The following is a 23,756-nucleotide window of genomic DNA, read 5'->3' as shown; positions in this document are numbered from 1 at the left end:
TTATTTTTTTCCTCCTGCAATTCTAATTCTCGGATCAATTAATCCATATAGGAGGTCAATGATTAAAATTATGATAACAAAGCCAAAAGCAAATAATAATGTTGTTCCCATAATTGTCGGATAATCATTTACAGTAACAGATGTAACAAATTGTTCTCCAATCCCAGGTATTGCAAAAATTTTCTCAATTACTAATGATCCTGTCATTAAGCTAACTGCCATAGGGCCAATTACTGTTACTAGCGGAATCAATGCATTTCGCAATCCATGTTTGAAAATAATTCCTGCTTCAGTAACCCCTTTTGCACGAGCTGTTGTTATATAATTTGAATGCAACACTTCAATCATTTCTGTTCGTGTGAACCTCGCAGCAACTGCTAAAGGGGAGATTGCAAGTGCGATAGTTGGTAGAATGGTATATTCAAAGCCGCCCCAGAGAGCTACTGGTAGTAAATCCATTCTTACTGCGAAAACATATTGCAATAGTCCTGCAAAAACGAACGATGGAACCGATGTCCCCAGTACAGCGATAATCGTAGACGTATAATCGACTGGACCGTTCCTATAAATGGAGGCTATCAAGCCTAGTAGAATCCCGACCACTGTCCCTAGAACTAATGCTTGTCCACCTAAAAGTGCGGACGGACCGATTTTTGAGGATAGTATTTTCGTAACAGGGGTATTATCAAATGCAAATGAAACACCTAAATCCCCTTGCACAAGGTTTCCTAAGTATCGTACATATTGTACAGGAACCGGATCATTCAATCCATATTTTTCCAAAATAATTGTTTTTTGCTCTTCACTTAACTTATCGTCAGCTTTCAGTGGACTCCCTGGAAGGAACTTCATCAGGAAGAAGGATACTGTAGCGATAATGAACAATGTTATGAACATATACCATAAACGTCGAAGAAGATATCGAGCCATCTGTGCACCTCCTAATTTTTCTTTGTTTATTATAGCATAATAATTTATTTTTGCTATAATCAGAATTTTCCTACTCAAAAATACAAGAGAGTATATGCTATAAAAGCATACACTCCCTCTTATTTCATAGCATCGAATTTTTCAAAAAAGCGAAATTACTCTGCAGCTCCTACACTAGTCCATTTGTATTCATAAGTTGGTCCAAATGGATTTTCGATTAAGCCTTGAATTTTTGGAGATGATAGGAATGCGCCAGCACGTTGATATACAGGAGCGATTGCTGCATCTTCAAATAGAATTTTTTCAGCTTCTAAGAAGTTTTGGTAACGAGCTTCATTGTCTGTAGCTAAAGTTGTAGTAGTTTCCTCTAATAACTTATCATAATCTGCATTAGAGTAACCCATTTTGTTGTTTCCACCATCAGTAATCCATAGGCTTAAGAAAGTGTATGGATCTAGGTAGTCAGGACCCCAACCAGCTAATTGTAGATCGTAATCTTGCTTAGTATCTAAATCTAAACGTTGCTCAAATGGTACTTGTTTTAGAGTTACTTTTAAACCTGGTAGGTTTGTTTGTAATTGGTTAGCAAGGTATTCATTCATCGTTTTAGATACATCTGTATCTCCACCTAAGAATTCGATTTCTACGGAATCAACACCTAATTCTTGTAGACCTTTTTCCCAGAATTCTTTTGCAGCAGCAGTATCATATGTTACAAGATCGCCACTAACTTCACGGAAATCACCACTACCATCTGGCATTGGAGTGAATTCAGCTGGAATTAAACCGTTAGCAACTAAAGAACCATTATTTAAAATAGTGTCTACTAAAGCTTGTTTATCAAACGCACGGCTGATAGCAGCACGAATATTTGTGTTTGCAAGTGCTTCGTTTCTTGTTTGGTTAATTTTCATATAGAATACAGAGTTGTCTGCTTTAATTGTATAATCTTCATCAGAAGAGTATTGGTCAACTAAGTCTGAAGACAAGCTCGCACGGTCAACTTCACCTTTTTCATATAGGTCAACCATTGTTTGAGCATCTTTAACTACAACATAATTAATCTTTTCTAGCTTAACTGTACCTGCATCCCAGTAAGTGTCATTCTTAGCAAGATTCCACTTTTGAGCAGTACTTTCCCAGTTTTCTAACACGAATGGACCGTTAGCTAATAGATTTTCAGAGCTAGTAGCGAACGCATCGCCTTTTTCTTCAACGAATTTTTGGTTCAATGGTAAGAACGTACCGAAAGTTGTTAAAGACTCGAAATATGGAGTTGGATTAGCAAGTTCAACAACTAATGTGTAGTCGCCATCTGCTTTAACTCCTAATTCTTCTAGTTTCTTTTCGCCTTTGCTGATTTCAGTAGCGTTTTTGATTACGCCGCCCATCATGTATGGACCGTACTCAGAACCAGTGTCAGGGTTTACTGCACGTTGCCAAGCATAAACGAAATCGTTAGCAGTTACAGGATCTCCGTTTGACCATTTTGCATCTTCACGTAACTTGAATGTCCAAGTTAAACCGTCTGTAGATACTTCATGAGATTCTGCAATACCTTTTTCAACTTTAGCATCTTCACCTAAACGATAAAGACCTTCCATTGTAGCACCTAAGAATTGGAAACCATATTCATCAGTTGCCATTGATGGATCCATTGATGGAATCGCATCTCCGTTAATTAAGTTTAATACTTGTTCTACATCTGTATTTTCTGCTGGCTTATCTGAACCTTCAGATGCTTTGTCGTCGCCACCAGAACATGCTGCTAAAAATACACTCAACACTAACGTCAGTGAAAGCAGCCAAGTAAATTTTCGCTTCATTAAAAAAGACCCCCCATTGTTATATTATTCTGTAAATTACATCTAAAAAAGAAGCTAAAGTGAGTATACTATTATTCTAGTAGAGTTGTAAAGACTAAATATAGAGATAATTTCAAATATTGTTATATAATGATAGGGCAATCATGCGTTAAACCAATAAAGACAACGCTTACTTTTTTGATAAAATTCTAAAAAATTCTTTAAATTAATAGGTATATAATATGGCAAAAGACTGATGCTATGTCAAAAATATCCATATGCCAATATACTTTTTTACCTTATATTAGTAGATGATTTTATTATGGTAGAATTTTTTATAGTAGGTGATTTTATTCTATTGGTGATTTTTCTTATTTTTAGTGTAAAAGGAAAACAATATTCCACAATGTTAATTCAGAATGTAAGAATAGAAGTATTTTACAACTTTATTCAAAATGTACTTTCTGATCGAGTTAAGGTAAAATACGATTATTCGCGTTAAAAACTTATTAATAAAGGTGAAAATTCATGCATAATAAAAAATGGTCTGTTTTCCTAATAAATATCTTCATGACGTTCGTTCTTTTTCTTATTTTTTCCTCAGAATATTCTTTTGTTCTTTATATTAATTCCGTCTATTATTTAACTTTCTTTTATCTCGTTATTTTTCTATTTATGTATATTGCAAAGGGAGGCTTCTTGGACGGTGTGACATTCAGTTTCCGAAGATTTCATCATGTTATTCTAAAAAGTAATGATTATTTGGACGAATGGAAGGAAAAACCTCTCCCTTCTCAAAAATTTAATAAAGGAATTTATTCTATCCTTAAATTTCAAGCTTTCATGCTACTAATTTATTTATTAATTTTACTACTGACTTACTATGTTTAACTATGAGCCTTGAAATAGGCTTTTGCCCCCATACATTCCATCTCATTTTTTCAAAATGTAGGAATATTTATTTAATTACAACATTAAAATTGTATATATAGTGTTTACCAATTATAATAATGTTGTAAAAAAATTGAAATGAGGGGGATGTATTAATGAAATTGGAAGCGTTTCCACCTGTTAAAGGCAAGCATAACCTTGAAAACTATGAGGAATTGTACCAACATTTCAAATGGGACCAAGCAGAAAAGGATTTTTCTTGGCATCAGACTGGAAAAGTTAATTTGGCCTATGAGGCAATTGACCGTCATGCTGAAAACTACCGCGCCAATAAAGTAGCCCTCCATTATTTTCATCCATCAAGAAAAGAAACTTACACATTTAAAGACTTAAAGAAATTCTCAAATAAAGCTGGGAATGTATTAAAGGATGTAGGAAAAGTGAACAAAGGGGATCGTGTGTTTATTTTCATGCCTCGTTCACCAGAGTTATATTTTGCTTTACTTGGAGCAATCAAATTAGGAGCTATTGTTGGTCCACTGTTTGAAGCCTTTATGGAAGATGCTGTAAAAGACCGCCTGCATGATAGTGAAGCAAAAGTAATCATTACAACACCTGAACTGGTAAATAGAATTCCACATACAGAATTGCCTGCTTTAGAAACTATTTTTATTGTAGGGGAAAACATACAAGAAGATAATAAAACAAAAGATTTCCTTCATCATTTTCAAACAGCCTCTACAGATTTAGACATAGAATGGGTCGATCGCAAAGATGGATTAATCCTACACTACACCTCTGGTTCAACTGGAAAACCAAAAGGTGTGCTTCATGTTCACAATGCTATGATTCAACATTACCAAACAGCAAAGTGGGTATTAGATTTACAAGAAGATGACGTATACTGGTGTACTGCTGATCCAGGTTGGGTTACAGGTACTTCTTACGGAATCTTTGGTCCATGGCTTACTGGCTCCACAAATGTTGTTGCAGGTGGTCGATTTAGTCCTGATATATGGTATAAAACGATTGAAACCTTTGGAGTGACCGTTTGGTATAGTGCCCCTACCTCCTTTAGAATGCTGATGGCTGCTGGAGCGGAAGTAACAGAAAAATATACACTCTCTTCCTTGCGTCATATTCTAAGCGTAGGCGAACCGCTTAATCCTGAAGTAATTCGCTGGGGATTTGATGTATTTGGACATCGGATCCATGACACTTGGTGGATGACAGAAACCGGTGCTCACCTAATATGTAATTTACCTTGTATGGACATTAAGTTAGGTTCCATGGGGAAACCACTTCCAGGGATTGAAGCAGTTATTTTAGATGATGATGGAAATATCCTTCCGCCTAATCAAATGGGGAATTTGGCCATTAAAAAAGGCTGGCCATCAATGATGCATACAATATGGAACAATGAAGAAAAATTTAATAGTTATTTCCAACATGATCAATGGTATGTGTCTGGAGATTCCGCTTATTTGGATGAAGAGGGTTATTTCTGGTTCCAAGGTCGAGTCGATGACGTTATTATGACCGCTGGTGAACGAGTTGGACCATTTGAGGTAGAAAGTAAACTAATTGAGTTTCCTGCCGTAGCAGAAGCTGGTGTCATCGGAAAACCAGATCCTATTAGAGGCGAAATTATTAAAGCTTTTATTGCACTAGTTGATGGCTATGAAAAAACGGATCAATTAAAAGAAGAAATACGTTTATTTGTGAAAACAGGTTTGGCTGCTCATGCTGCCCCAAGAGAAATTGAATTCTGTGAAAAGCTTCCAAAAACACGGAGTGGAAAAATTATGAGACGTGTATTAAAAGCTTGGGAACTTGGACTCCCTACTGGAGACCTTTCTACAATGGAAGATTAATTTAACAACATACAAAGAGAAGAGTTACCAGTGAGCAAGGTAACTCTTCTCTTCCTTATTTTTGTATATAAATAGAAAGTGAGCCTCCATTTACATAGAATTGGCCCCAGCCATCACTATTAATAGTGACTGTTTCTTTTCTGTTCCCCGTTATATCGTACCAGACTTCTCCGGCATTTTGTTTTCCTACTTCCATCCACTTATACCCTCCAGGACCATCTGTTATTAAGGTGGCTAGTCCAGATTTTGCTTTAGCAGTATCTCCCTCTCTTGTCCAACCAATAATATCCCAATGGTCAATATAGTCACGCTGTGTACCATATGCATAATCTTTACGGGCAGTTAGAATTGGATCCAACTGTGCTTTTAATGACGGAATCTCATAATTGCTATTCCCTTTCGTTCCATAATAATCTCCATAAAAGACAGATGGATATCCTTCTGCTCTTGTAAGAATGAAAGCATAGGCTAAAGGTTTAAACCATGTACCTACAACAGATTCCAAAGATTGCCCTGGCTGGGAATCATGGTTTTCAACTAAGGTAACTGCCAGTCTAGGATTGCTTTCCATTACTGTTCCTTTTAGAATATTCCTCATGTCATAATTTCCATTACTATTAGATGCATAATGAAAATTATAATGAAGGGGTGCATCAAAAACAGACTGATTATAATTTGTCTTTGCTAAATAATTATTTAGCGTTCCAATATCATTTTGCCAATATTCCGCTACAGTAAACATCTCTTTACCTGTTTGATTTCTTACATGGGTAACCCAATCCCGTAAGTAATCATGCTTTATATGTTTAACCGCATCTAATCGGAACCCATCTAAATTTAATTCTTTAGCATACCAGGTTCCCCAGCTTTTCATTTCACTTACTACTTCTGGATGATCATAATCAATATCTGCATACATTAAATAGTCATAATTTCCTTTTTCATTGGAAACTTCCCAATCCCAAGCCTTTCCTGTTCCACGAAATTTATAGATTCTGTTTAGTTGTCTGCTCTCATCCCAATCTGTCCCATCAAAATGATACAAGCTCCATTTAAACGGAGAGTAAGTATTACCTCGGCCAGGAAAATTAAAGCCTGTCCAGGCAGAAATTTGATAGTTGCCCGATGTTTCATTATTTCTATTATTGGGATCTACTTCAACGGCAGTTACGTTCTCCGTAAAATCAGCACCCCCTTTATGGTTCATCACTACATCACCATATACATTTATATTTTTTTTATGTAATTCTGCGATTGCTGATTTTAATTGAGCTTTTGTGCCATACTTCGTCCTGACTGTTCCTTTTTGGTTAAACTCGCCTAAATCATATAAATCATATGCACCATATCCCACATCATTTTGACTTGTTCCCTTATATGCTGGAGGAATCCAGACAGCAGTTACTCCTTTATTAGCTAGATTTGCCGCATCATTTTGAAGCCTTGTCCAATGATTTCCATCATTCGGCAAATACCATTCAAAATATTGCATCATCGTTCCATTTGTAGAAGCCGCTGATGCGAACTTCTCACTTCCTAAGGGAAACAACAAGAAAATAATAATTACAATAATAGACGTTTTACCTATAAAACCTTTCATTCTTCTCCCACCTCTCCTTTGTTAAGAAAGCGTTTTCAACCCTCCTTAATAATTATAAATTTAATAGGACGGAATAGTAAATAGGACATCTTTCATTTCTTTTTTAAAAAAATCCCCTCAGCTTGTGGTTGGGTCATACTGCCCGTTAAGAGCGGGATAAAAAGTACTTAATATTTGCTGTTTAAGCCATTATTATGTCAAAATGAATGATGAAATAATAAAAGCGCTTTCCAATTTATTTAGGAGGAATAGAAATCATGAGAACAATGAAACTAGGTAGCAGTAATTTAGAAGTACCTGTAGTTGCAGTTGGTTGCATGCGTATTAACTCATTAGAAAAAAATGAAGCAGAACGATTTGTCCAAACTTCTTTAGAACAAGGGGCTAACTTCTTTGATCATGCAGATATTTATGGTAGTGGTGTTTGCGAAGAAATATTTGCAGATGCTATCCATATGTCTCCAAGTGTTCGTGAGAAGATTATCTTACAATCTAAATGTGGTATTCGTAAAGGCATGTTCGACTTTTCAAAAGAGCATATTTTAGATTCAGTAGATGGCATTCTAAAAAGACTAAACACCGAATACTTAGATGTTCTTCTATTACATCGTCCAGATGCATTAGTGGAACCTGAAGAAGTCGCAGAGGCTTTCGATAAACTTGAACAATCAGGAAAAGTGCGTCATTTTGGCGTTTCTAACCAAAATCCGATGCAAATTCAATTGTTGCAAAAGCATGTAAAACAGCCACTTGTTGCTAATCAATTACAATTAAGTATTACGAATGCAAATATGATTTCAAATGGGATTAATGTGAATATGGAAAATGACTCTGCTATTAACCGTGACGGCAGCATTTTAGACTTCTGTCGCTTACATGATATCACTATTCAGCCTTGGTCTCCGTTCCAATTTGGTTTCTTTGAAGGGGTCTTCCTTGGGAACGAAAAATTCCCTGAACTAAATAAACAAATGGATGAAATTGCAGACAAGTATCAAGTTAGCAATACAACGATTGCGATCGCTTGGTTATTGCGTCATCCTGCTAAAATGCAACCCGTTATTGGAACAATGAATATAGATCGCTTAATAGACTGCTGTAACGCAAGTGACGTTCATTTGACAAGGGAAGAGTGGTACAGCATTTACCGTGCAGCGGGCAATATTTTACCATAACTAAATTTAAACTAAAAAGACAGTTACCTCCCCGGAAAAATAACGAGCAGGTAACTGTTTTTTATTATCGATTGTCTACTTTTTCAGGATACATATCATGATTCATTAAACGGTGTGTCGCCATCTCTTCAAATTTCGTTCCTGGTTTTCCATAATTACACCATGGGTCGATTGAAATTCCACCCCGTGGAGTAAATTTACCCCATACCTCAATATATCTTGGATCCAATAGTTTAATTAAATCATTCATAATAATATTGACGCAATCTTCATGAAAATCACCATGATTACGGAAGCTAAATAAATATAATTTTAAAGATTTACTTTCCACTATCTTCTTATTTGGTATATAAGAGATATACATTGTCGCAAAGTCAGGCTGGCCTGTTATTGGACAAAGACTAGTAAACTCCGGACAATTAAATTTTACAAAATAATCTCTATCAGAGTGAAGATTATCTACAGATTCTAATACCTCTGGTGCATAATCACTTTTATATGGAGTATTTTGGTTTCCTAATAAAGTTAAGTCTTGTAATCCTTCTTCGTTCTTTCTTCCAGACATGAAAGAGTCCTCCTTGTTTGGTGTTTCCCAACACTGCTGAAAAGAGAGGCATTTACCTTAGCAGAAAAACCAACTGAATCAAACAAAAAAGCCATATCCTTTATGGACATGGCGTAGATTGCATGTATCCATAGTTTTTTATAGAGGGTATTCGCTATGAACCTCTCCCGCTTCAGTACGGGTGTATCTTTTTTAACTATATAGAATCGGCGAAAATTCGTCAATTAGAAATTTGAGGTAAGCAAAGGGGGCGCGGACGGACGGTTCTATTGAGGACATCCAAATGGACCTCAGTAGAACCGCTCCTCTGCGGCTCTGGACTATCTATCCCCTACTACTTAGGCTGAACTTCTAGCGGCTTGATTCCTTCCTTTTCCATTTCCACCTTTAAATCGTCCTGTACTGTTACATCCGCAAGCTTAACCTTGGAACGATACGCTGAACGAACCACTACATGTGAGGCGACAGGTGAAGTTAGAAAAACAAAGAATATTCCTAAAAATAGCCGGATACTAAAAACGCCTTCTATTATAAAAAAGAAAAATGTACCAACCAGTGTAAAAAGCACTCCCATCGTTGATCCCTTTGAGGCAGCATGAGACCTTGTATACACATCAGGCAGCCTTATTAACCCAAAGGAACTAAGAAAACAGAAGATTGCACCGCAGAAAATTAACAGAACAGCTATTAGCTCAATCGGATTGCTTTCGTTCAATGACCACACCTCTTTCAATGTATCGGGCAAAAGCAATCGTTCCAATAAACGATAGAATCCCAATCAATAAAATTACCTCAAAGAAACCTGTATTTCGAAGCAGGACAGAAAATATAGCTACTCCAGCAATTAAGTTAATTCCTAAACTATCTAGTGCTTGTATTCTGTCAGGAGCAGATGGTCCTTTGACCAGCCGATAGACTGTTGCAAGTATAGACAAAATAAGTAAAATTAAGGATCCAACTAATAAGTTATCAATCATACCGTGTCACCCTCTTTATAGCTTTTTCAAATTTTTCTTTCGAATGAAAAATTGATTCTTTTTGAGCTGGTATATCCATAGCATGGATAAAAAACTTTTTATTATCAGGTGCAACCTCAACAACGACCGATCCTGGGGTTAAGTTCATCAATAAAGCTAATAAAGATACCTCTAACTCCCCCTCCAATTCCGTCTCCAAAGAAAATATTCCTGGGGAAATATTAAGTTTTGGTTGGGTTATTTGACGAATAACGACTACACTCGAAGTAAACAGTTGTTCAATAAATACAATAAATAGCTTAACTACAGCTATAAATGTCTCTAAATAAAATTTAGTAGGCATATATCGACGTAGAATGAAAAGAACAAGTATTCCAAATAAATAACCTGTAAAGAAGGTTAAAACATTCCAGGTGTCCTGCAAGAACATCCATACGACACCTATTAACAAGTTAATTAGTATTTGCATGGGCATGGTTACCACCCCTTTCTGCCTATTTAATCACTCACTTTATTTTCCATTTCCCAAAATAGCTTCTATATAATAATGAGGATTCATTAACCCTTCCACTGCTGTATCTACATATTGATGTATTCCTTCTGTCCCTAATCCTAAAGCAATCGTTAAGAAAGTAAGCAGAGCAATAGGTAGCATTAATCCCTTTGTTGTCCCTTTTTCTTGTTCTAGCGTTAAATCTGTATAGCCCCAAAACACGGACATAAATACTTTCATTATGGAATAAAGAACAAATAGACTACTTATCAGTCCAAATGCACCTAGCCAATAATATTCAGCAGTAAAAGTTCCTTGTGTAATAAATATTTTACCCAGAAAACCGCTTAAAGGGGGAATTCCAGATAAGGACAATGCTGCAATAAAGAACATCCAACCTAATTGAGGATGCAAGCGAATCAATCCATTCATATCATCTAGTTTACTTGTACCAGTAAGATGAATAATGGTGCCCCCCAATAGGAAAATAAGTGCTTTAATTACCATATCGTGAATGAAATAATAGATGGAACCAGTCAACCCTACTGTCGTGTAAGTCGCCAATCCCGCTAAAATAAAGCCAACACCAATGACCACATTATAGGTCATAACCTTATAGATATCTCGATAAGCAACTGCTCCGATCGCACCAAGCGTCATTGTAATAGCTGCGAGTATACCAATCAATAGATGAGTGATTTGAACTTCATGATAAAAAATCAAGGTAAAGACTCTGATAATCGCATACATACCGACTTTTGTTAAAAGAGCCGCAAAAATAGCAGAGATAGCTGTCGGTGGTGCACTATAAGATCCAGGAAGCCAGAAGAATAAAAATAGCCCAGCCTTTAGACTAAACACCACTAAAAAGAGAATGGCTACAGTTGTCATTAATCCATCTTGACCAACTTCAGCAATACGAACGGATAAATGCGCAAAATTTAATGTTCCTGTAATCGCATATAAATAAGCAATTGCAACAAGAAATAGAAAAGAAGAGATGATGTTAATTAAAATATATTTAATCGATTCTCTTAACTGAACCCTTGTTCCACCTAAAGAAATTAAAACATAGGAAGCAACTAGCATCACTTCAAAACAAACAAATAGGTTAAATATATCCCCTGTAAAAAAGGATCCATTTACACCCGTTACCAGAATCAAAAATAACGGATAAAAATAATATTTTTCCCTTTGCTCTCCGATTGAATGAAATGCGTACAGTAAACAACAGAAACTTACAATACTAGTAACTAAAACGAGAATAGCTGCAAACATATCTGCAACCATACTTACACCAAATGGTGCTTCCCATCCTCCCAACTGGACTGATTGAATTCCTGCATGCTTTATTTGCCCAATCAAAATGACAGTCACCACAAACACAGAACCAATCGCTACCAAGCTTAGTACACGATGGAGCATGACCTTGTCTCTAAAAATTACCATAATCATCGCAAATACAATCGGAAGGATGATCGGCAATATTACAATATTATTCATCCTCATTACCCCTCAGTAGATCTGTATCATCGGTGCCAAGTACTTTATATGCTCGATAACTCAATACTAAAAACAAAGCAGTCGTTGCAAAGTTTATAACAATGGCGGTAAGCAGCAATGCTTGTGGTAATGAGTCTGCAAAAGTATGATCCGTTATTCCTAAGAGTGGTGGACCTCCTTTATTCAACCCTCCCATTGTAATAATAAGCAAATTTACACCGTGACCAAGAATTGATGTTCCTAAAATTATTCGTAATAAAGTCTTTGTTAAAATAAGATAAATTCCAATCGAGAATAATATTCCTACAAGAATAGACATTAAAGTCTCCATTATCGATCATCCCCAATCGTCATAATAATGGTTATAGCCGTCCCAATAACAGCTAAAGCAACTCCAATATCAAAAATAACAGCCGTTGCTAGCTCTGTTTTTCCGAAGATTGGTAAATCAAAATAACCAAAGGCTTGCGTTAAAAATGCCTCACCTAATACCATTCCGCCAATACCCGTTAAGACAGCGATTAATACGCCAACCCCTGCGAGTACTTTAAAATCTACGGGAATATTCTTCCGCACCGATTCTATATCAAAGGTTAGAAAAAGCAAAATAATCGCAGCAGCAAAAGTGAGTCCACCAATAAATCCGCCCCCTGGAAAATGATGCCCAGAGACAAAAAGATTTATGGCGAAGGTGAGAATAATCACGACAGCAACCTTTGTGATACTTCGAATAATAATATCATTTGGTTTCTTCATTTTTATCCCCTCCTACTAGTTTTACCTTTATTAACGTGTATACACCTAAGCCTGCAACGGTAAGCACAAGAATCTCTAACATAGTATCTATTCCACGAAAATCAACCAAAATGGCATTTACGATATTTTTTGCCCCGGCCAGCTTATAGGAATCCTCATAGTAACTCGAAATAGAGTCAAACAAATGTGTACCGTTAGCAGAAAGAGCAATAATCGTTACTACAACACCTACTCCTATAGAAACAATAGCATTAACCGCTTTAAAACGAACTCTGCTGATTTCCTTCTTTAATTGCGGTAAATGATAGAAGCACAGTAGAAATAAAACGGTGGTTACTGTTTCTACTACTAATTGAGTCAATGCTAAATCTGGAGCTCTGAAAAGAACAAAGAAAAACGAAACTAGAAACCCTAACGCTCCTACAGCCACAATCGAGGTAATTCTTGATTTGGAGAGTAGAACTGTAACGGAGCTAATAATCATCGCAATGACTATTCCTATATCAAAAATACTTATCGGAGAATCTTGAGACATATCAAACGTAACTCCATTAAACAGCAGCAAGGAACCTCCGATGATTATAATAATGAATCCAAAAATATAGACTAAGTAATCACGTAGAAATCCTGTCATATAAAAATTAGTAATGGATTTAGACAGCTTTTCTACATACTCCAAGCTAAGATTATATAAGTTGCTTAATGTAAAGGCTTGTGGATATAGACGATAAATCTTATACCATTTTTTTAGTAGTAAATATAAAATCGTTCCCAATGCTACCACACCAATTGTCATCCAAAGTTCTGTATTAAACCCATGGAAGGCACTAATTTTCTTAGAGTCAACCGTATGTGCAAGTGACGGCAAAATAGAGGCAAAGGCTGGTTTTAATAAATACTTTGATACGAGATTAGGAATAAAGAAGAAAACAATCACAAGTACACCTAAGATCATTGGCGAGATTAATAAGCCAATAGGTGCTTCATGCACCTCTTTATCTAGTTTAGGTGCTTTATTTTTTCCTCTAAAGGTTTTAAAAACTAAAATCATACAATAAATAAATGTAAACACACTGGCAATCCAAGCGACAATCGTAAGTAAGATTCCAATATGCTGAAGATTAAATATTTCCATATGCGATGCATTCACTACAGCTGTAAAGAACATTTCTTTACTTAAGAAACCATTAAATGGAGGAAGACCTGCCATTGAAAAACTGCCAATTACTGTAAGGGTAAAGGAAATAGGCATTAAGTGAATGAGACCGCCTAGTCTTCTCAAATCCCGAGTACCAGTCTCATGGTCAATAATTCCTACTACCATAAATAAAGAACCCTTAAACGTTGAATGGTTTACTAAGTGAAAAATAGCTGCAAAGATAGCCGTCGCATATAACGCTGCCTCATCTACTCCTAAATCCTTATATAACGCAGCAGATCCTAGCCCCAGCAAGCTCATAATTAATCCTAATTGACTTATAGTCGAGTATGCTAATAATGCCTTTAAATCAGTCTGTTTCACAGCATTAAAGGACCCATATAATAAAGTAAAAATCCCTATGCCTACAACAAGCCAAAACCACTCTATTGTTCCTCCAAAAATTGGTGTTAAACGTGCAACCAGATAAATCCCTGCTTTTACCATCGTCGCAGAATGTAAGTATGCACTAATTGGCGTTGGTGCTTCCATTGCATCAGGAAGCCATATACTAAACGGAAATTGGGCCGACTTCGTAAATGCTCCGAGCAAAATTAAGATCATAGCAGGTATAAATAGTTCATGGCTATGGATTTGATTAAGTTGAAGCAACGTCTCTCTAATACTTGTTGTATCTGCCATAATAGACAACATGATCAAACCAGCTAGCATCGCAAGTCCGCCAAAAACAGTAATCAACATTGCCTTTTGTGCTCCATATCTTGAACGGTCCCTTTCATACCAATAAGCAATTAACAAAAAGGACGACACACTAGTAATTTCCCAAAACACATATAAAACATAATAATTATCAGACATTACTAACCCAAGCATTGCTCCCATGAATAGCAATAAGTATACATAAAAGTTATGCAACGCTTCTCGATGTTTTGATAAATAGAAAATAGAATATAAAATGACTAAGCTTCCTATCCCTGCAATTAACAATCCAAAAACTAGGCTAAGCCCATCTAAATACGTAGTAAAGTTAATACTATATGCAGGTATCCACTTGACTGTAGAAGTAAAAACATCTCCTTTTGCCATTTTCGGGATATACGTCAACAAATAAATAAAAATGATTAATGGAACAAATAGCACGAACCAGCCAGTATGAATTCGTGGCGTTAGCCTTTTATAAATAAAAGGTACAAATATTGCAAACATAAATGGAAATAAGATCATAAAATGTAACCAAGTCATTTTTATTCCCCTCCTTTAAATTGGTTCTATTTTTGATTAACTTAAGACAAAAAGGTATTTATAACGGAAACTATGTCTAACCTTACTATTAGTAAAAGAAACAGATTATATTTGTTCATTTGGATTATTTAAGAAATACATTGACTCATAAAGTAGCATACGTTATAGTCATACATAGTTTATTATTAATGGTGTAAATCATTCACATCTATACCTGAGGTGAAAAAATCATGGTAAATGGAAAAGAACGCATGGATGAAAGTATTCTTGTCTGCGTTTATTACGGTCCTAACGGTGAACGTCTTATACAACGTGGTTGTAAATTAGCTAATATGCTTGATTGTCCACTCTATATCCTAACAGTGGATTCAAAGCCATTCGATGAGTTAGATGCAGAAAAATCAAATTATATCGCAAGATGGAAAGAATTGGCTGAACATCATAGCGCTGATGCGTTTATCATTAAAGATAAGGAATCTAGACCAATCTCCAAAGTAGTTGCAGAAGTAGCTAGAGAAAAGAACATCACACAAATCGTCCTTGGTCAAACAGCGCAAAGTCGTTGGGAGCAGATTGCAAAAGGCTCGATTATTAATTCGTTATTACGTGAAATTCCTTTTGTTGATCTTCATATCATTTCTGTTGCCCGTTTTTTGAAAAATCCAGAGGGACAATATGAAAAAGGTGTACGTGCATATTTAGTAAAAGAACAAAATGGATACCGCCTAATCTTCAATCATACAAAACAAGTAGCTTATGAAGGAATTTTCTTTAAAGAACACGGTACGGACTTTAATAATGGTGTATTCAAATTTATGAAAGATAAAGAAACGCTGCAAGTGCAAGTACACGAGGACATTGTTAACGAATTAACAAATGTTGACATCGACACGAATGCTAGTAACGATGATGATTATCTATAGTCCTGGCTAATCTCCACCAAATTTGGTGGAGTTTTTCTTTAGAGATTGACATCCACTTTTACTAGTCTTTTTTCTTGTTTTTTAATGCCTATATATTTTAGCGTTTCCGAACGAGAGGTATGATTGTATACATCCATCAATAACGAAATAGCAATCCCTTTTCGATACGCATGATAGCCAAATGTTTTTCTTAATGTGTGCATTCCAATCTTCCCCGTAATTCCAACTAACTTCGCAGCCTTATTAATAATCCGATATGCCTGCTGGCGGGTAATCGGTTGATTATTCTTCTGAGACTTAAAAAGAAACTCATCCTCTTTGAATTCATGTTCTTGCAAATAACTTTCTAATTCAGCATGCACCTTACTGTTTAAATAGTATGCCTTTACTTCACCTGAATCACGAAGATACAAAAACTCCTTAATCCCTGATTCATCCCTTACATCCTGAACTTTCAATGCGAGTAGATCACTAACTCTTATTCCTGTATTAATACCTAACACAAAAAGGAGCAAATCTCTTTGTGATTGTTTCCTTAGCACTTCTTTAATCGCATTAATACTTTCAATTTCTTTTATAGGATCGACATATTCCATCGGTTTGCCTCCCAATAATGTTACATAACTTTATGTTATCATCATTTAAGTAACATTACAATGAATATCTCTTATCGAATGTTTTTTCTTTTGTAGTATGCTTCATTTGTGTGGAAATAGTCTGTTGAAAAGTTTTTTCGGAAATTTGATTTTCTGTGCTGTCGGAAAGGTACTTTCTGTGACTTTTGTGACTTTTTCTACCTTTGTGAAAATGAATGTGTTTTTTCTATTACCTTTTGCTTTTCTTTTTAGGATGAATGACTTTGACCTCGACTCTGTTACCTTTTTCCGCTTTCCCTCTTGTTTTCGGTAACAGAGAATGCTTCTCTGTTACCTCTTGACTGCCCTTTTTCACAAAAATGGCCTTAACAATTAACAATGCTCCTAACTTTGACAAACATAAATAAAGGCAGTAAATATCCCCCATCTACTGCCACATCCCCATTAATAATTAAATTTTTCCAACCATTCCTCTCCCGTTTCCATATCTCTAACTGTATAGGTATTTCCAGCCACTTCCTTTTCTCCTATCATAACTACCTTTTTGACACCTTCTTTATTTGCTTTTTCTAAAGCTTTTGCAAGTTTTTTCTTTCCTAATTCTAGTTCTACTTTAAACCCTTGGTCTCGAAGGGCTTTTGCCACTAAAAGAGCTTCCATTGAACAACCAATCGGAATAATGTAATAATCTAATCCTTTAGCGTCTAAACAAGTCTCTTCTAATAAAAGTGCGGATAAAATTACATCTAATCCAAAGGAAATACCAACCGTTGCATAGGTTTCCTGGGAATCAATTAAACCACCTATCGTGTTATCATATCTTCCTCCACTACCAATGCTCGACTTCACTCTTTTGTCAGTTAAGAAAATTTCATAAATGGTTCCTGTATAAATTTCAAGACCTCTCGCAAGAAATGGATTGAATACACAATATGGCTCCATTCCTAGCCGTTTTATATAAGATTGTAATTCGTTCCATTCTTCTAGCCCTTGTTTAATACTCTCTTCCTTTTCAGCCATCTGTTGATACTGCTCCACTATGCCATCCAAGTCCTTTTGTAAAAATGCTTCAATTGCGTCTATCGCCATTTGTTCTAATCCAGCTTCTCTTAGTTCCGCCTTCATTTTATCTTTACTAATTTTTTCGATTTTATCTAAAATCAAAATCACTCGGTTTATCATTTGCCCTGTAATATTCAATTGACGGAGAAACCCAGCTAATAATTTCCGATTATTATATTGAATGGTTACGTCCATTTTTAACTTTTTAAAAATATCCAATGCCATGATCATGAGCTCTGCTTCTGCCATTTGTGATTGAACACCTACAATATCAACATCACATTGCGTAAACTCTCGGTATCTGCCTGTCTTGATCGGCCCATCTCTAAAAACTTTGCCAATCTCATAGCGTTTAAAAGGCATTTTTATCGTTGGGTTCATTGCCACAACCTTCGCAAATGGAATGGTTAAGTCATAGCGTAATGCAAGCTCTCTTTTGCCCCGATCGGAAAGAGTGTACATTTCTTCTAAGATTTCTGCTCCTCCTCCGTATTTAGAAGCAAGCAACTCTTGATAATTTAAGATAGGTGTCTCAATCGGTTTACAGCCATACTGAATAAATACATCTTCAATCGTTCTTCGAATAATTCTTCTGATTCCTTCCTCCTCCGGCAAATAATCGAGCGTTCCCTTTACATTTTGGTAATTCATCTTCTTCATTTTTTCATGCCTCCCATTTAAAATAAAATAAAAAACCGCCCTTGATTTAAGTAGTAAAACTTAATCAAATGCGGTTTCATGAGAAATAGTCTTCCTATGTACGATTTTTTATCGAAATAGCAAGACTACTGTTTATGATGATGTAATTGTGAAAGGTTGATAGTAAGTACGCAGTTAACCATTTCAATCACCTCTTATTTTCCAAATACTTTAACATACTGGAAATTAGAATACAATAACTAGTTGTAATTTTTTACATTTACATGATAAGGTATTTCCATTTTAGTCGTTTTATATAATTTATCACTAGTGTTGCATAAATATTGTCGCAATTTTCAGTCTGATTATCCTCCTTGTTTAGAGCCAAAAAGGTAAATACCTATTCAAAGGTGGCTCCATCCATTTGGGTTTTTTTTACAATTAGACTTGTGCGACAACAACAATTTGCTTATTAAGGGATGGCTTTCCCTTCAATCTTTCGAAGCCAGATATGGGCTGGTTTCCACAATGCAGCCCTTAAATAACGGCTAATTTGTAAGGTTTTTCGCTTACTTCTTGTTTCAAGTTGTACGAGAACATGTAGGCAAAAAACAATCAGTGCGATAAACACTTGGTTTTGAATCGCCCATTCACTTTGACCGTAGAACTTTTTGATGCTGAGATGCTGTTTGATCCATTTAAAGAACAACTCAATTGCCCACCGTGATTTGTACATCTCTGAAATTTCTTCGGCACTCAAATCAAAACGATTGGTAATTAAATGCAGTTCATTTCCTTTTGAATCCATCACTTTTAGAAGACGAAAGTAATTTTCAGCACGGTTTTGAGTCGTACCAATCAACACCATTTGATCTGACAAAACAGCTGAATTCTCGGGTAGTTTAAAATTATAAACTTCCCGTATGACTGCGTTTTTTCGTAGCCTAGAAAGAAAAAAGTAGCCTTCATCGGTCATGCGATCAAAACGCTCGTAGTCTAGATAACCTCGGTCAAACACATACATGCATTCTTTATCGTCAACCATAATCTCAAGTTGACCACGATCGTGTTCGCTTGCCGTTGTCATCACGGCTTTTTCGGGATAGGATTCTCCCTTTTCCATAAATACAAGGCGTAAGTGTAACTTTACGCCTGCCTTAGTTTTGCGGAACTTCGCCCATTTATGATTGGTCAAATTTAGTGGCAAAGTACTTGAATCAATAATTTTTAACGGCATGACAAGTTTTGTGTAGTGTGTTTTGGCGTGAATTTGTCCGACTAAATCAAGGAAAAGTCTTTGAAACAAATCTGGATTTAGACCATTTAAACGGCGCGAGAGCTGAGAAATGCTTATAGAATCAAGGTCGATTTCCTTTTGAAGATGATCATCAAAAAGGCAATCACTTAACGCATGAAGACTTTCAACTTCTTCTAATTGTGCAAAAAGTAATAGTTTTAGGAATGATTCTGTCGTTAACTTTTTCGTATAGCAATCTAATTTCAATGTTTTCACCTGTTCTTCAAATAATTGAAGATTAATTGGCGAAAACCATTGTCCAAATGAAGTTTTTCGTGTAATCTTGTCCATGAGATTGGTCCTTTTTTAGTGGATTTGGACGGGTTACCACCTGACTTATCCATTATAAAGGACTTTTTCTATGCATAAAATAATAAAAGTGAACATTTCGAGTATTTTTAATAGTGAAATTAAATTAATGCAACACTAGTGATAATTTATACATAAAAAAACTATATATCGGAACCAATATTAGTAAAATAACCCCTGAAATAATAGCAGCTACTTTCATTTGACTTAACATTAGAGCGATATCCGGTATGTTTGTGTCATCACCTGCATTTATTAACATGCCTATACTACTTATACTATTATTTCCTATATGTAAAAGTATTGGCAACACTAACGATTTCGTTCTCATATATACTAAGCAAAATAGGAATCCAGCTAATAACTGCCCGATAAAAATTGGTGAACTTCCAATATGAAGAACCCCAAATAAAAACGAGGTAATAAATAATGCCTTTTTGGCACCTAATGATTCACTCCACTTATTGAACAATATTCCTCTAAACAACAACTCTTCTACAATTGGCGCAACGAGAATGGTAACAAACAGACTCCCAATAAAAAAAGTCGAGTCTCCCACTTCACTATCACTATTTATTATTTCTTGAATAAGCGACTCAGAGTTCAAAGCTATAATTAAGATTATAAGAAATAATAAGGTTACAGCAATTAAATCTCCTAATAATTCTAGAAAAACATACTTTCCCCACGAGGACTTTTCTTTCCTTGGATGAAATATAACTGCTTTAATAGACAGATTATTTTTTCTAAAGGAATACAGAATCCACATAAAAACTGTAACATGAAATCCCATCTTAAAATAGAAATTACTCTCTTTCTCTGTACTATTTTCTATGACAAAAACATCCATGCAAGTAAATAATATAATATATACGATCAACCAGATAAATAACCTTCTCCATTTAATCTTGGTAAAATACTTTTCTCTCATCTATTCTTCTCCATTTGCCTACTTTCTTAGAAAGACTTCACTAGTTTTCATATAGATTTCCGGCTGCTCATCTTGCACCTTTGAGCAGAACTTATTACTACGCCCTCTTGTGTCAACCTTGCAGTCTAATTAAAGTGAGAGATTGGGAACTGAACGTACTTGTTAACATATTTCTTTGCCAACAGCAGTTTCTCTTATTGACCAAGCTTTACCAATAGATTCCTACGGTTCTATCTTTTTATTTAAACCAAAGCTAGTATTCGTAAGCCTTCAACTTATACTATTTTCTAGCATTGATATCTCTGTCGTGATGTTCATGACAAACAGGACAACCCCAATTTCGTATTTCAAATAATCATTTTTCTGAACATGTCATTTCAAAATTAAATTAACAACTAATCTATAAATTCTTATTAAAAATATTATAATTGCATTAAAATAGATTAAATAGAATGCATTATTTATTATTAGTCTATTTTTCTCGTTATTTCTAAATCTCAAAAGGCAGAATTCTGCCTTTTGAGATTTAGTGCTTTATATAGGACATCTTTAGTCAAATTACCCGATAAAACAAAATAATCATACTACTCTATTGATCATTTTAAATGTCCATGTCGAACTACCCCTTTTTAAGGTTACTGTCTGTGTCGTTCCACAACTAGTGTAGCCGCCATCCTTTACGATAGGTATCCAAGTATTAGGGACTGAATAACCGAAAGAATTAGTTGTTGGTGCTTTATCTGATGTTTGATTTTTCAATACTCCATTTACTGAAGATGGACCTGAAGTTCCAAAATTAACCTTTCTATTCGAAATAGAAACTGAGTTATCTAAAATAGTCCAACCTCCACGAGTATAAGTCATTAAAATACAATTACTACCATTAATTTTTTCAGTTCTATAAGTAATAGTCGAATACGCTCTTACTGACTTGGTTGTATCCGTAGCAGAATCCTCGAGAGTACCATAGGCTAATGTAGTAAAGCTTGTTAAAGCAATCTCTTGTGAAGTAGTATTACCATTCTTAATGGTTCTAAGAACCTGAGCAGTTGAAACTTCCTCTACAATTTCCATATCTTCTTGTTCTGATATAATCATTTTTTGTAATTTATTCGTAGATGTATCTTCTTTTTGTATTTCTAATTCTGTTAAAATATTGGATTTCTCAATTTCCTCAATTGGTATATCTGTTATTCCTTTTTTAGCTCTCTCATATAATTCCTCGATATTAGTAATCTCCTTTTTTTGAGATATAATCCCATTATTTTCTTTACCAGATGATAATGGAGAAGTTTGTACATCTTGAAAAATCGTAGAAAAAAAACATACTACAAGAATAGGGACTAACAACTTTATTTTTTTCACTTTAAACACCTCTTCTTATTATTTTATGTTAATATTTTCTATAAACACCAATGTGTGTATATATAGAATATTTTAAATTTTCAATTTTTAAGGAAAGGGGGTAAAATAATGAAGAAAAAAGTATTCATTTCAGGTATATTTACTAGTGTAATATTTATTTTCATGAGTTTTTTTGAGTCTTTGTACAATATTTCAGCCAGTATAGCAGGTACAATAGGATTAATCTGTATTATCATTTCAGGACTAGCTTCTGGAGCATTTGCAAGCGGGGATAGAATTAGAGCTAATTATTGGAGTCAAAATCAAAAAAGTAGAACTGAACAAGTTAATTTATCAACTTATTTCTTTCTATTTGGTCTTCCAAATCTGATTGTTGGTATAACTTTGTTCACTTTATAAAATATAGATTTGAATGGTAGAATATTTACTCTTCCTGTTCAAGATGCAATCATCGAACTAGGGCGAGCAATTCTTTTTGACATAAAAATGCTCAATAATTAGTAATCTATTCTTTAATTTTCTGGATCATTTTTTTAAATGTTACAACGTTTAACACATTTTTACTTAGAGGGACTTCACTGAATTCCTCCAGTAAATATATATTACACTAAGTAATTGATTGTAGGTGTTATCCATATGATAAAAGAAGTCTGTGTTGAAAACTTCACCCTCGTTCCAAGTGCTATTAAAAAGGGGGCGCATCGAATTGAGTTATGCGATAACCTTTCAGTTGGAGGAACAACTGTTAGTTATGGTGTTGCTGCAAAGACTGTTTCCTATTGCCGAAATACAAATACAAAGGTGATGGCCATCGTTCGTCCAAGAGGCGGCAACTTTATTTATAACGAAGATGAAGTGGATATTATGTGCCAAGATATCCATCTGTTTAACCAGCTTGGCATTAACGGAATAGTAATTGGCTGTCTAAATAGAGATAATTGGATCGATGAAGGGGCGATGGAGAAATGCTTAACCGCTGCTGCTGGCATGGAGATTACCTTTCATATGGCTTTTGATGAAATTGCTCCAAAGCGAAAACGCCAAGCAATTGACTGGCTCATTTCCCATGGTGTGCACCGTATTTTAACACATGGAGGTCCACTATCGACAAGAATAGAAGACAATCTATCTGCACTTAAAAGTTATATAGAACATGCTTCTGAAAAAATTATTATTATTCCCGGTGGCGGAATTACGTCTGCTAACCTTCCATTCCTTTCTTCCGAATTAGGAATGAAAGAAGCACACGGAACGAAAATTGTTGGGGATTTATCCCACTCTTAACGGGCAATAAGACCCCCACTTATGGAAGCTTTCTTTATAACCTGCTTTTCCCCTTCCATCTTGAAACAATTAAAGGCTGGGACATAACTAAATAGATACTCTGTAAAGAAGAACAATATCTAATTTAGCTAGTAAATAGCGGCTGCTTTCGCATACTTTTTACAAGAGGAAATATAATTAGTTGGGAAAACAGTAGCAGCCGGAATACACGTAGACACCACGGGGATTAGCGAGACAGCCTGAGACCCTGCAGGCGAAGCCGAAGCGGCTCAGCGCGAGTCCCACGGAAAGCGAAGTGTATTCCGCTGCGGGGAATCGCACTAAACTTCATGGAAACATCCTTTAAAAACAAATAAAAAACCAAACAATTATACGGAACT

General features: G+C 35.4%; 23 protein-coding genes and 1 riboswitch. Of the genes, 6 read left to right on the top strand and 17 right to left on the bottom strand.

The features are described 5' to 3' along the window. Complete coding sequence (gene opp3b, locus NST60_RS12145; protein ID WP_016201613.1) at window positions 1-930, bottom strand: oligopeptide ABC transporter permease; 930 nt, start codon at window positions 928-930, stop codon at window positions 1-3. A gap of 155 nt (window positions 931-1,085) precedes the next feature. Then, a complete protein-coding gene (locus NST60_RS12140) occupies window positions 1,086-2,756 on the bottom strand; it encodes a peptide ABC transporter substrate-binding protein (protein ID WP_341098849.1) in 1,671 nt (556 codons plus the stop codon). A 507-nt stretch (window positions 2,757-3,263) separates the two neighbouring features. Between NST60_RS12140 and NST60_RS12135 the strand changes: the two genes are divergently transcribed. Together NST60_RS12135 and acsA are read left to right on the top strand one after the other, a co-directional pair. Next, entirely contained in the window at window positions 3,264-3,626 is a 363-nt protein-coding gene (locus tag NST60_RS12135; RefSeq protein WP_101728927.1) for a DUF3899 domain-containing protein, read from the top strand. A 155-nt stretch (window positions 3,627-3,781) separates the two neighbouring features. Then, window positions 3,782-5,500 (top strand): acetate--CoA ligase, encoded by a 1,719-nt coding sequence (gene acsA, locus NST60_RS12130; RefSeq protein ID WP_016201610.1) that lies wholly within the window; start codon window positions 3,782-3,784, stop codon window positions 5,498-5,500. 55 nt (window positions 5,501-5,555) lie between these two features. Here the strand turns inward: acsA and amyS are convergent, their stop codons facing one another. Next, a complete protein-coding gene (gene amyS, locus NST60_RS12125; protein WP_224427788.1) occupies window positions 5,556-7,100 on the bottom strand; it encodes an alpha-amylase in 1,545 nt (514 codons plus the stop codon). 257 nt (window positions 7,101-7,357) lie between these two features. Here amyS and NST60_RS12120 point away from each other — a divergent pair, with 257 nt between their 5' ends. Next, a complete protein-coding gene (locus NST60_RS12120) occupies window positions 7,358-8,275 on the top strand; it encodes an aldo/keto reductase (protein WP_016201607.1) in 918 nt (305 codons plus the stop codon). A 64-nt stretch (window positions 8,276-8,339) separates the two neighbouring features. Here the strand turns inward: NST60_RS12120 and queF are convergent, their stop codons facing one another. From queF to NST60_RS12080, 8 genes are all read right to left on the bottom strand, one after another. Next, entirely contained in the window at window positions 8,340-8,840 is a 501-nt protein-coding gene (gene queF, locus NST60_RS12115) for a preQ(1) synthase (protein ID WP_101728930.1), read from the bottom strand. Between the two features lie 124 nt (window positions 8,841-8,964). Next, window positions 8,965-9,011: riboswitch (PreQ1 riboswitch) on the bottom strand. Window positions 9,012-9,174: 163 nt separating this feature from the next. Next, window positions 9,175-9,555: a monovalent cation/H(+) antiporter subunit G gene (gene mnhG / locus NST60_RS12110; RefSeq protein ID WP_016201605.1), complete on the bottom strand. Its 381-nt coding sequence runs from the start codon at window positions 9,553-9,555 to the stop codon at window positions 9,175-9,177. Further along, complete coding sequence (locus NST60_RS12105) at window positions 9,533-9,817, bottom strand: Na(+)/H(+) antiporter subunit F1 (RefSeq protein WP_016201604.1); 285 nt, start codon at window positions 9,815-9,817, stop codon at window positions 9,533-9,535. Before NST60_RS12105 ends, mnhG begins: the two co-directional genes overlap by 23 nt. Then, window positions 9,810-10,292, bottom strand: a complete 483-nt coding sequence (locus NST60_RS12100; RefSeq protein ID WP_101728931.1) for a Na+/H+ antiporter subunit E — start codon at window positions 10,290-10,292, stop codon at window positions 9,810-9,812. Before NST60_RS12100 ends, NST60_RS12105 begins: the two co-directional genes overlap by 8 nt. 36 nt (window positions 10,293-10,328) lie before the next feature. Next, window positions 10,329-11,813 (bottom strand): Na+/H+ antiporter subunit D, encoded by a 1,485-nt coding sequence (locus NST60_RS12095; protein ID WP_016201602.1) that lies wholly within the window; start codon window positions 11,811-11,813, stop codon window positions 10,329-10,331. After that, window positions 11,806-12,144: a Na(+)/H(+) antiporter subunit C gene (locus NST60_RS12090; protein WP_016201601.1), complete on the bottom strand. Its 339-nt coding sequence runs from the start codon at window positions 12,142-12,144 to the stop codon at window positions 11,806-11,808. Before NST60_RS12090 ends, NST60_RS12095 begins: the two co-directional genes overlap by 8 nt. Beyond that, a complete protein-coding gene (locus NST60_RS12085) occupies window positions 12,144-12,569 on the bottom strand; it encodes a Na(+)/H(+) antiporter subunit B (RefSeq protein WP_016201600.1) in 426 nt (141 codons plus the stop codon). Before NST60_RS12085 ends, NST60_RS12090 begins: the two co-directional genes overlap by 1 nt. Then, window positions 12,553-14,970, bottom strand: a complete 2,418-nt coding sequence (locus tag NST60_RS12080) for a Na+/H+ antiporter subunit A (protein ID WP_169189464.1) — start codon at window positions 14,968-14,970, stop codon at window positions 12,553-12,555. Before NST60_RS12080 ends, NST60_RS12085 begins: the two co-directional genes overlap by 17 nt. 230 nt (window positions 14,971-15,200) lie before the next feature. On the opposite strand from NST60_RS12080, the gene NST60_RS12075 reads away from it, so the two are divergent. After that, window positions 15,201-15,893, top strand: a complete 693-nt coding sequence (locus NST60_RS12075; protein WP_016201598.1) for a universal stress protein — start codon at window positions 15,201-15,203, stop codon at window positions 15,891-15,893. Between the two features lie 38 nt (window positions 15,894-15,931). Here NST60_RS12075 and NST60_RS12070 read toward each other — a convergent pair whose 3' ends face one another. The 6 genes from NST60_RS12070 to NST60_RS12045 form a co-directional block, all read right to left on the bottom strand. Beyond that, window positions 15,932-16,489: a tyrosine-type recombinase/integrase gene (locus NST60_RS12070; protein WP_016201597.1), complete on the bottom strand. Its 558-nt coding sequence runs from the start codon at window positions 16,487-16,489 to the stop codon at window positions 15,932-15,934. A gap of 229 nt (window positions 16,490-16,718) precedes the next feature. Continuing rightward, a complete protein-coding gene (locus NST60_RS12065; RefSeq protein ID WP_224427786.1) occupies window positions 16,719-16,916 on the bottom strand; it encodes a hypothetical protein in 198 nt (65 codons plus the stop codon). A 17-nt stretch (window positions 16,917-16,933) separates the two neighbouring features. Then, window positions 16,934-18,211, bottom strand: a complete 1,278-nt coding sequence (locus NST60_RS12060) for a histidine--tRNA ligase (protein WP_016201596.1) — start codon at window positions 18,209-18,211, stop codon at window positions 16,934-16,936. 451 nt (window positions 18,212-18,662) lie between these two features. Beyond that, window positions 18,663-19,778 (bottom strand): IS4 family transposase, encoded by a 1,116-nt coding sequence (locus NST60_RS12055; RefSeq protein WP_341098848.1) that lies wholly within the window; start codon window positions 19,776-19,778, stop codon window positions 18,663-18,665. A gap of 124 nt (window positions 19,779-19,902) precedes the next feature. Then, window positions 19,903-20,727, bottom strand: a complete 825-nt coding sequence (locus NST60_RS12050; RefSeq protein WP_224427572.1) for a CPBP family intramembrane glutamic endopeptidase — start codon at window positions 20,725-20,727, stop codon at window positions 19,903-19,905. A 579-nt stretch (window positions 20,728-21,306) separates the two neighbouring features. Beyond that, window positions 21,307-22,092, bottom strand: a complete 786-nt coding sequence (locus tag NST60_RS12045; protein ID WP_224427573.1) for a hypothetical protein — start codon at window positions 22,090-22,092, stop codon at window positions 21,307-21,309. A 108-nt stretch (window positions 22,093-22,200) separates the two neighbouring features. Here NST60_RS12045 and NST60_RS12040 point away from each other — a divergent pair, with 108 nt between their 5' ends. Both NST60_RS12040 and NST60_RS12035 read left to right on the top strand, forming a co-directional pair. After that, the gene (locus tag NST60_RS12040) at window positions 22,201-22,491 is read left to right on the top strand and encodes a DUF5316 domain-containing protein (protein WP_016201592.1); all 291 of its coding nucleotides are present in this window, start codon (window positions 22,201-22,203) and stop codon (window positions 22,489-22,491) included. A 237-nt stretch (window positions 22,492-22,728) separates the two neighbouring features. Beyond that, a complete protein-coding gene (locus tag NST60_RS12035; protein WP_169189466.1) occupies window positions 22,729-23,376 on the top strand; it encodes a copper homeostasis protein CutC in 648 nt (215 codons plus the stop codon). Window positions 23,377-23,756 lie beyond the last annotated feature (380 nt).

The sequence above is a fragment of the Niallia sp. FSL W8-1348 genome, from assembly GCF_038006745.1.
GTDB lineage: Bacteria > Bacillota > Bacilli > Bacillales > Cytobacillaceae > Niallia > Niallia alba.
This window is presented reverse-complemented; position numbering and strand designations above follow the sequence as displayed.

Excerpts from the sequence above, each read along its gene's own strand:
- opp3b (WP_016201613.1), bottom strand. The coding sequence starts at position 930 with ATGGCTCGATATCTTCTTCGACGTTTATGGTATATGTTCATAACATTG.
- NST60_RS12140 (WP_341098849.1), bottom strand. The coding sequence starts at position 2,756 with ATGAAGCGAAAATTTACTTGGCTGCTTTCACTGACGTTAGTGTTGAGT.
- NST60_RS12135 (WP_101728927.1), top strand. The coding sequence starts at position 3,264 with ATGCATAATAAAAAATGGTCTGTTTTCCTAATAAATATCTTCATGACG.
- acsA (WP_016201610.1), top strand. The coding sequence starts at position 3,782 with ATGAAATTGGAAGCGTTTCCACCTGTTAAAGGCAAGCATAACCTTGAA.
- amyS (WP_224427788.1), bottom strand. The coding sequence starts at position 7,100 with ATGAAAGGTTTTATAGGTAAAACGTCTATTATTGTAATTATTATTTTC.
- NST60_RS12120 (WP_016201607.1), top strand. The coding sequence starts at position 7,358 with ATGAGAACAATGAAACTAGGTAGCAGTAATTTAGAAGTACCTGTAGTT.
- queF (WP_101728930.1), bottom strand. The coding sequence starts at position 8,840 with ATGTCTGGAAGAAAGAACGAAGAAGGATTACAAGACTTAACTTTATTA.
- NST60_RS12105 (WP_016201604.1), bottom strand. The coding sequence starts at position 9,817 with ATGATTGATAACTTATTAGTTGGATCCTTAATTTTACTTATTTTGTCT.
- NST60_RS12100 (WP_101728931.1), bottom strand. The coding sequence starts at position 10,292 with ATGCCCATGCAAATACTAATTAACTTGTTAATAGGTGTCGTATGGATG.
- NST60_RS12095 (WP_016201602.1), bottom strand. The coding sequence starts at position 11,813 with ATGAATAATATTGTAATATTGCCGATCATCCTTCCGATTGTATTTGCG.
- NST60_RS12090 (WP_016201601.1), bottom strand. The coding sequence starts at position 12,144 with ATGGAGACTTTAATGTCTATTCTTGTAGGAATATTATTCTCGATTGGA.
- NST60_RS12085 (WP_016201600.1), bottom strand. The coding sequence starts at position 12,569 with ATGAAGAAACCAAATGATATTATTATTCGAAGTATCACAAAGGTTGCT.
- NST60_RS12080 (WP_169189464.1), bottom strand. The coding sequence starts at position 14,970 with ATGACTTGGTTACATTTTATGATCTTATTTCCATTTATGTTTGCAATA.
- NST60_RS12075 (WP_016201598.1), top strand. The coding sequence starts at position 15,201 with ATGGTAAATGGAAAAGAACGCATGGATGAAAGTATTCTTGTCTGCGTT.
- NST60_RS12070 (WP_016201597.1), bottom strand. The coding sequence starts at position 16,489 with ATGGAATATGTCGATCCTATAAAAGAAATTGAAAGTATTAATGCGATT.
- NST60_RS12065 (WP_224427786.1), bottom strand. The coding sequence starts at position 16,916 with ATGGGGGATATTTACTGCCTTTATTTATGTTTGTCAAAGTTAGGAGCA.
- NST60_RS12060 (WP_016201596.1), bottom strand. The coding sequence starts at position 18,211 with ATGAAGAAGATGAATTACCAAAATGTAAAGGGAACGCTCGATTATTTG.
- NST60_RS12055 (WP_341098848.1), bottom strand. The coding sequence starts at position 19,778 with ATGGACAAGATTACACGAAAAACTTCATTTGGACAATGGTTTTCGCCA.
- NST60_RS12050 (WP_224427572.1), bottom strand. The coding sequence starts at position 20,727 with ATGAGAGAAAAGTATTTTACCAAGATTAAATGGAGAAGGTTATTTATC.
- NST60_RS12040 (WP_016201592.1), top strand. The coding sequence starts at position 22,201 with ATGAAGAAAAAAGTATTCATTTCAGGTATATTTACTAGTGTAATATTT.
- NST60_RS12035 (WP_169189466.1), top strand. The coding sequence starts at position 22,729 with ATGATAAAAGAAGTCTGTGTTGAAAACTTCACCCTCGTTCCAAGTGCT.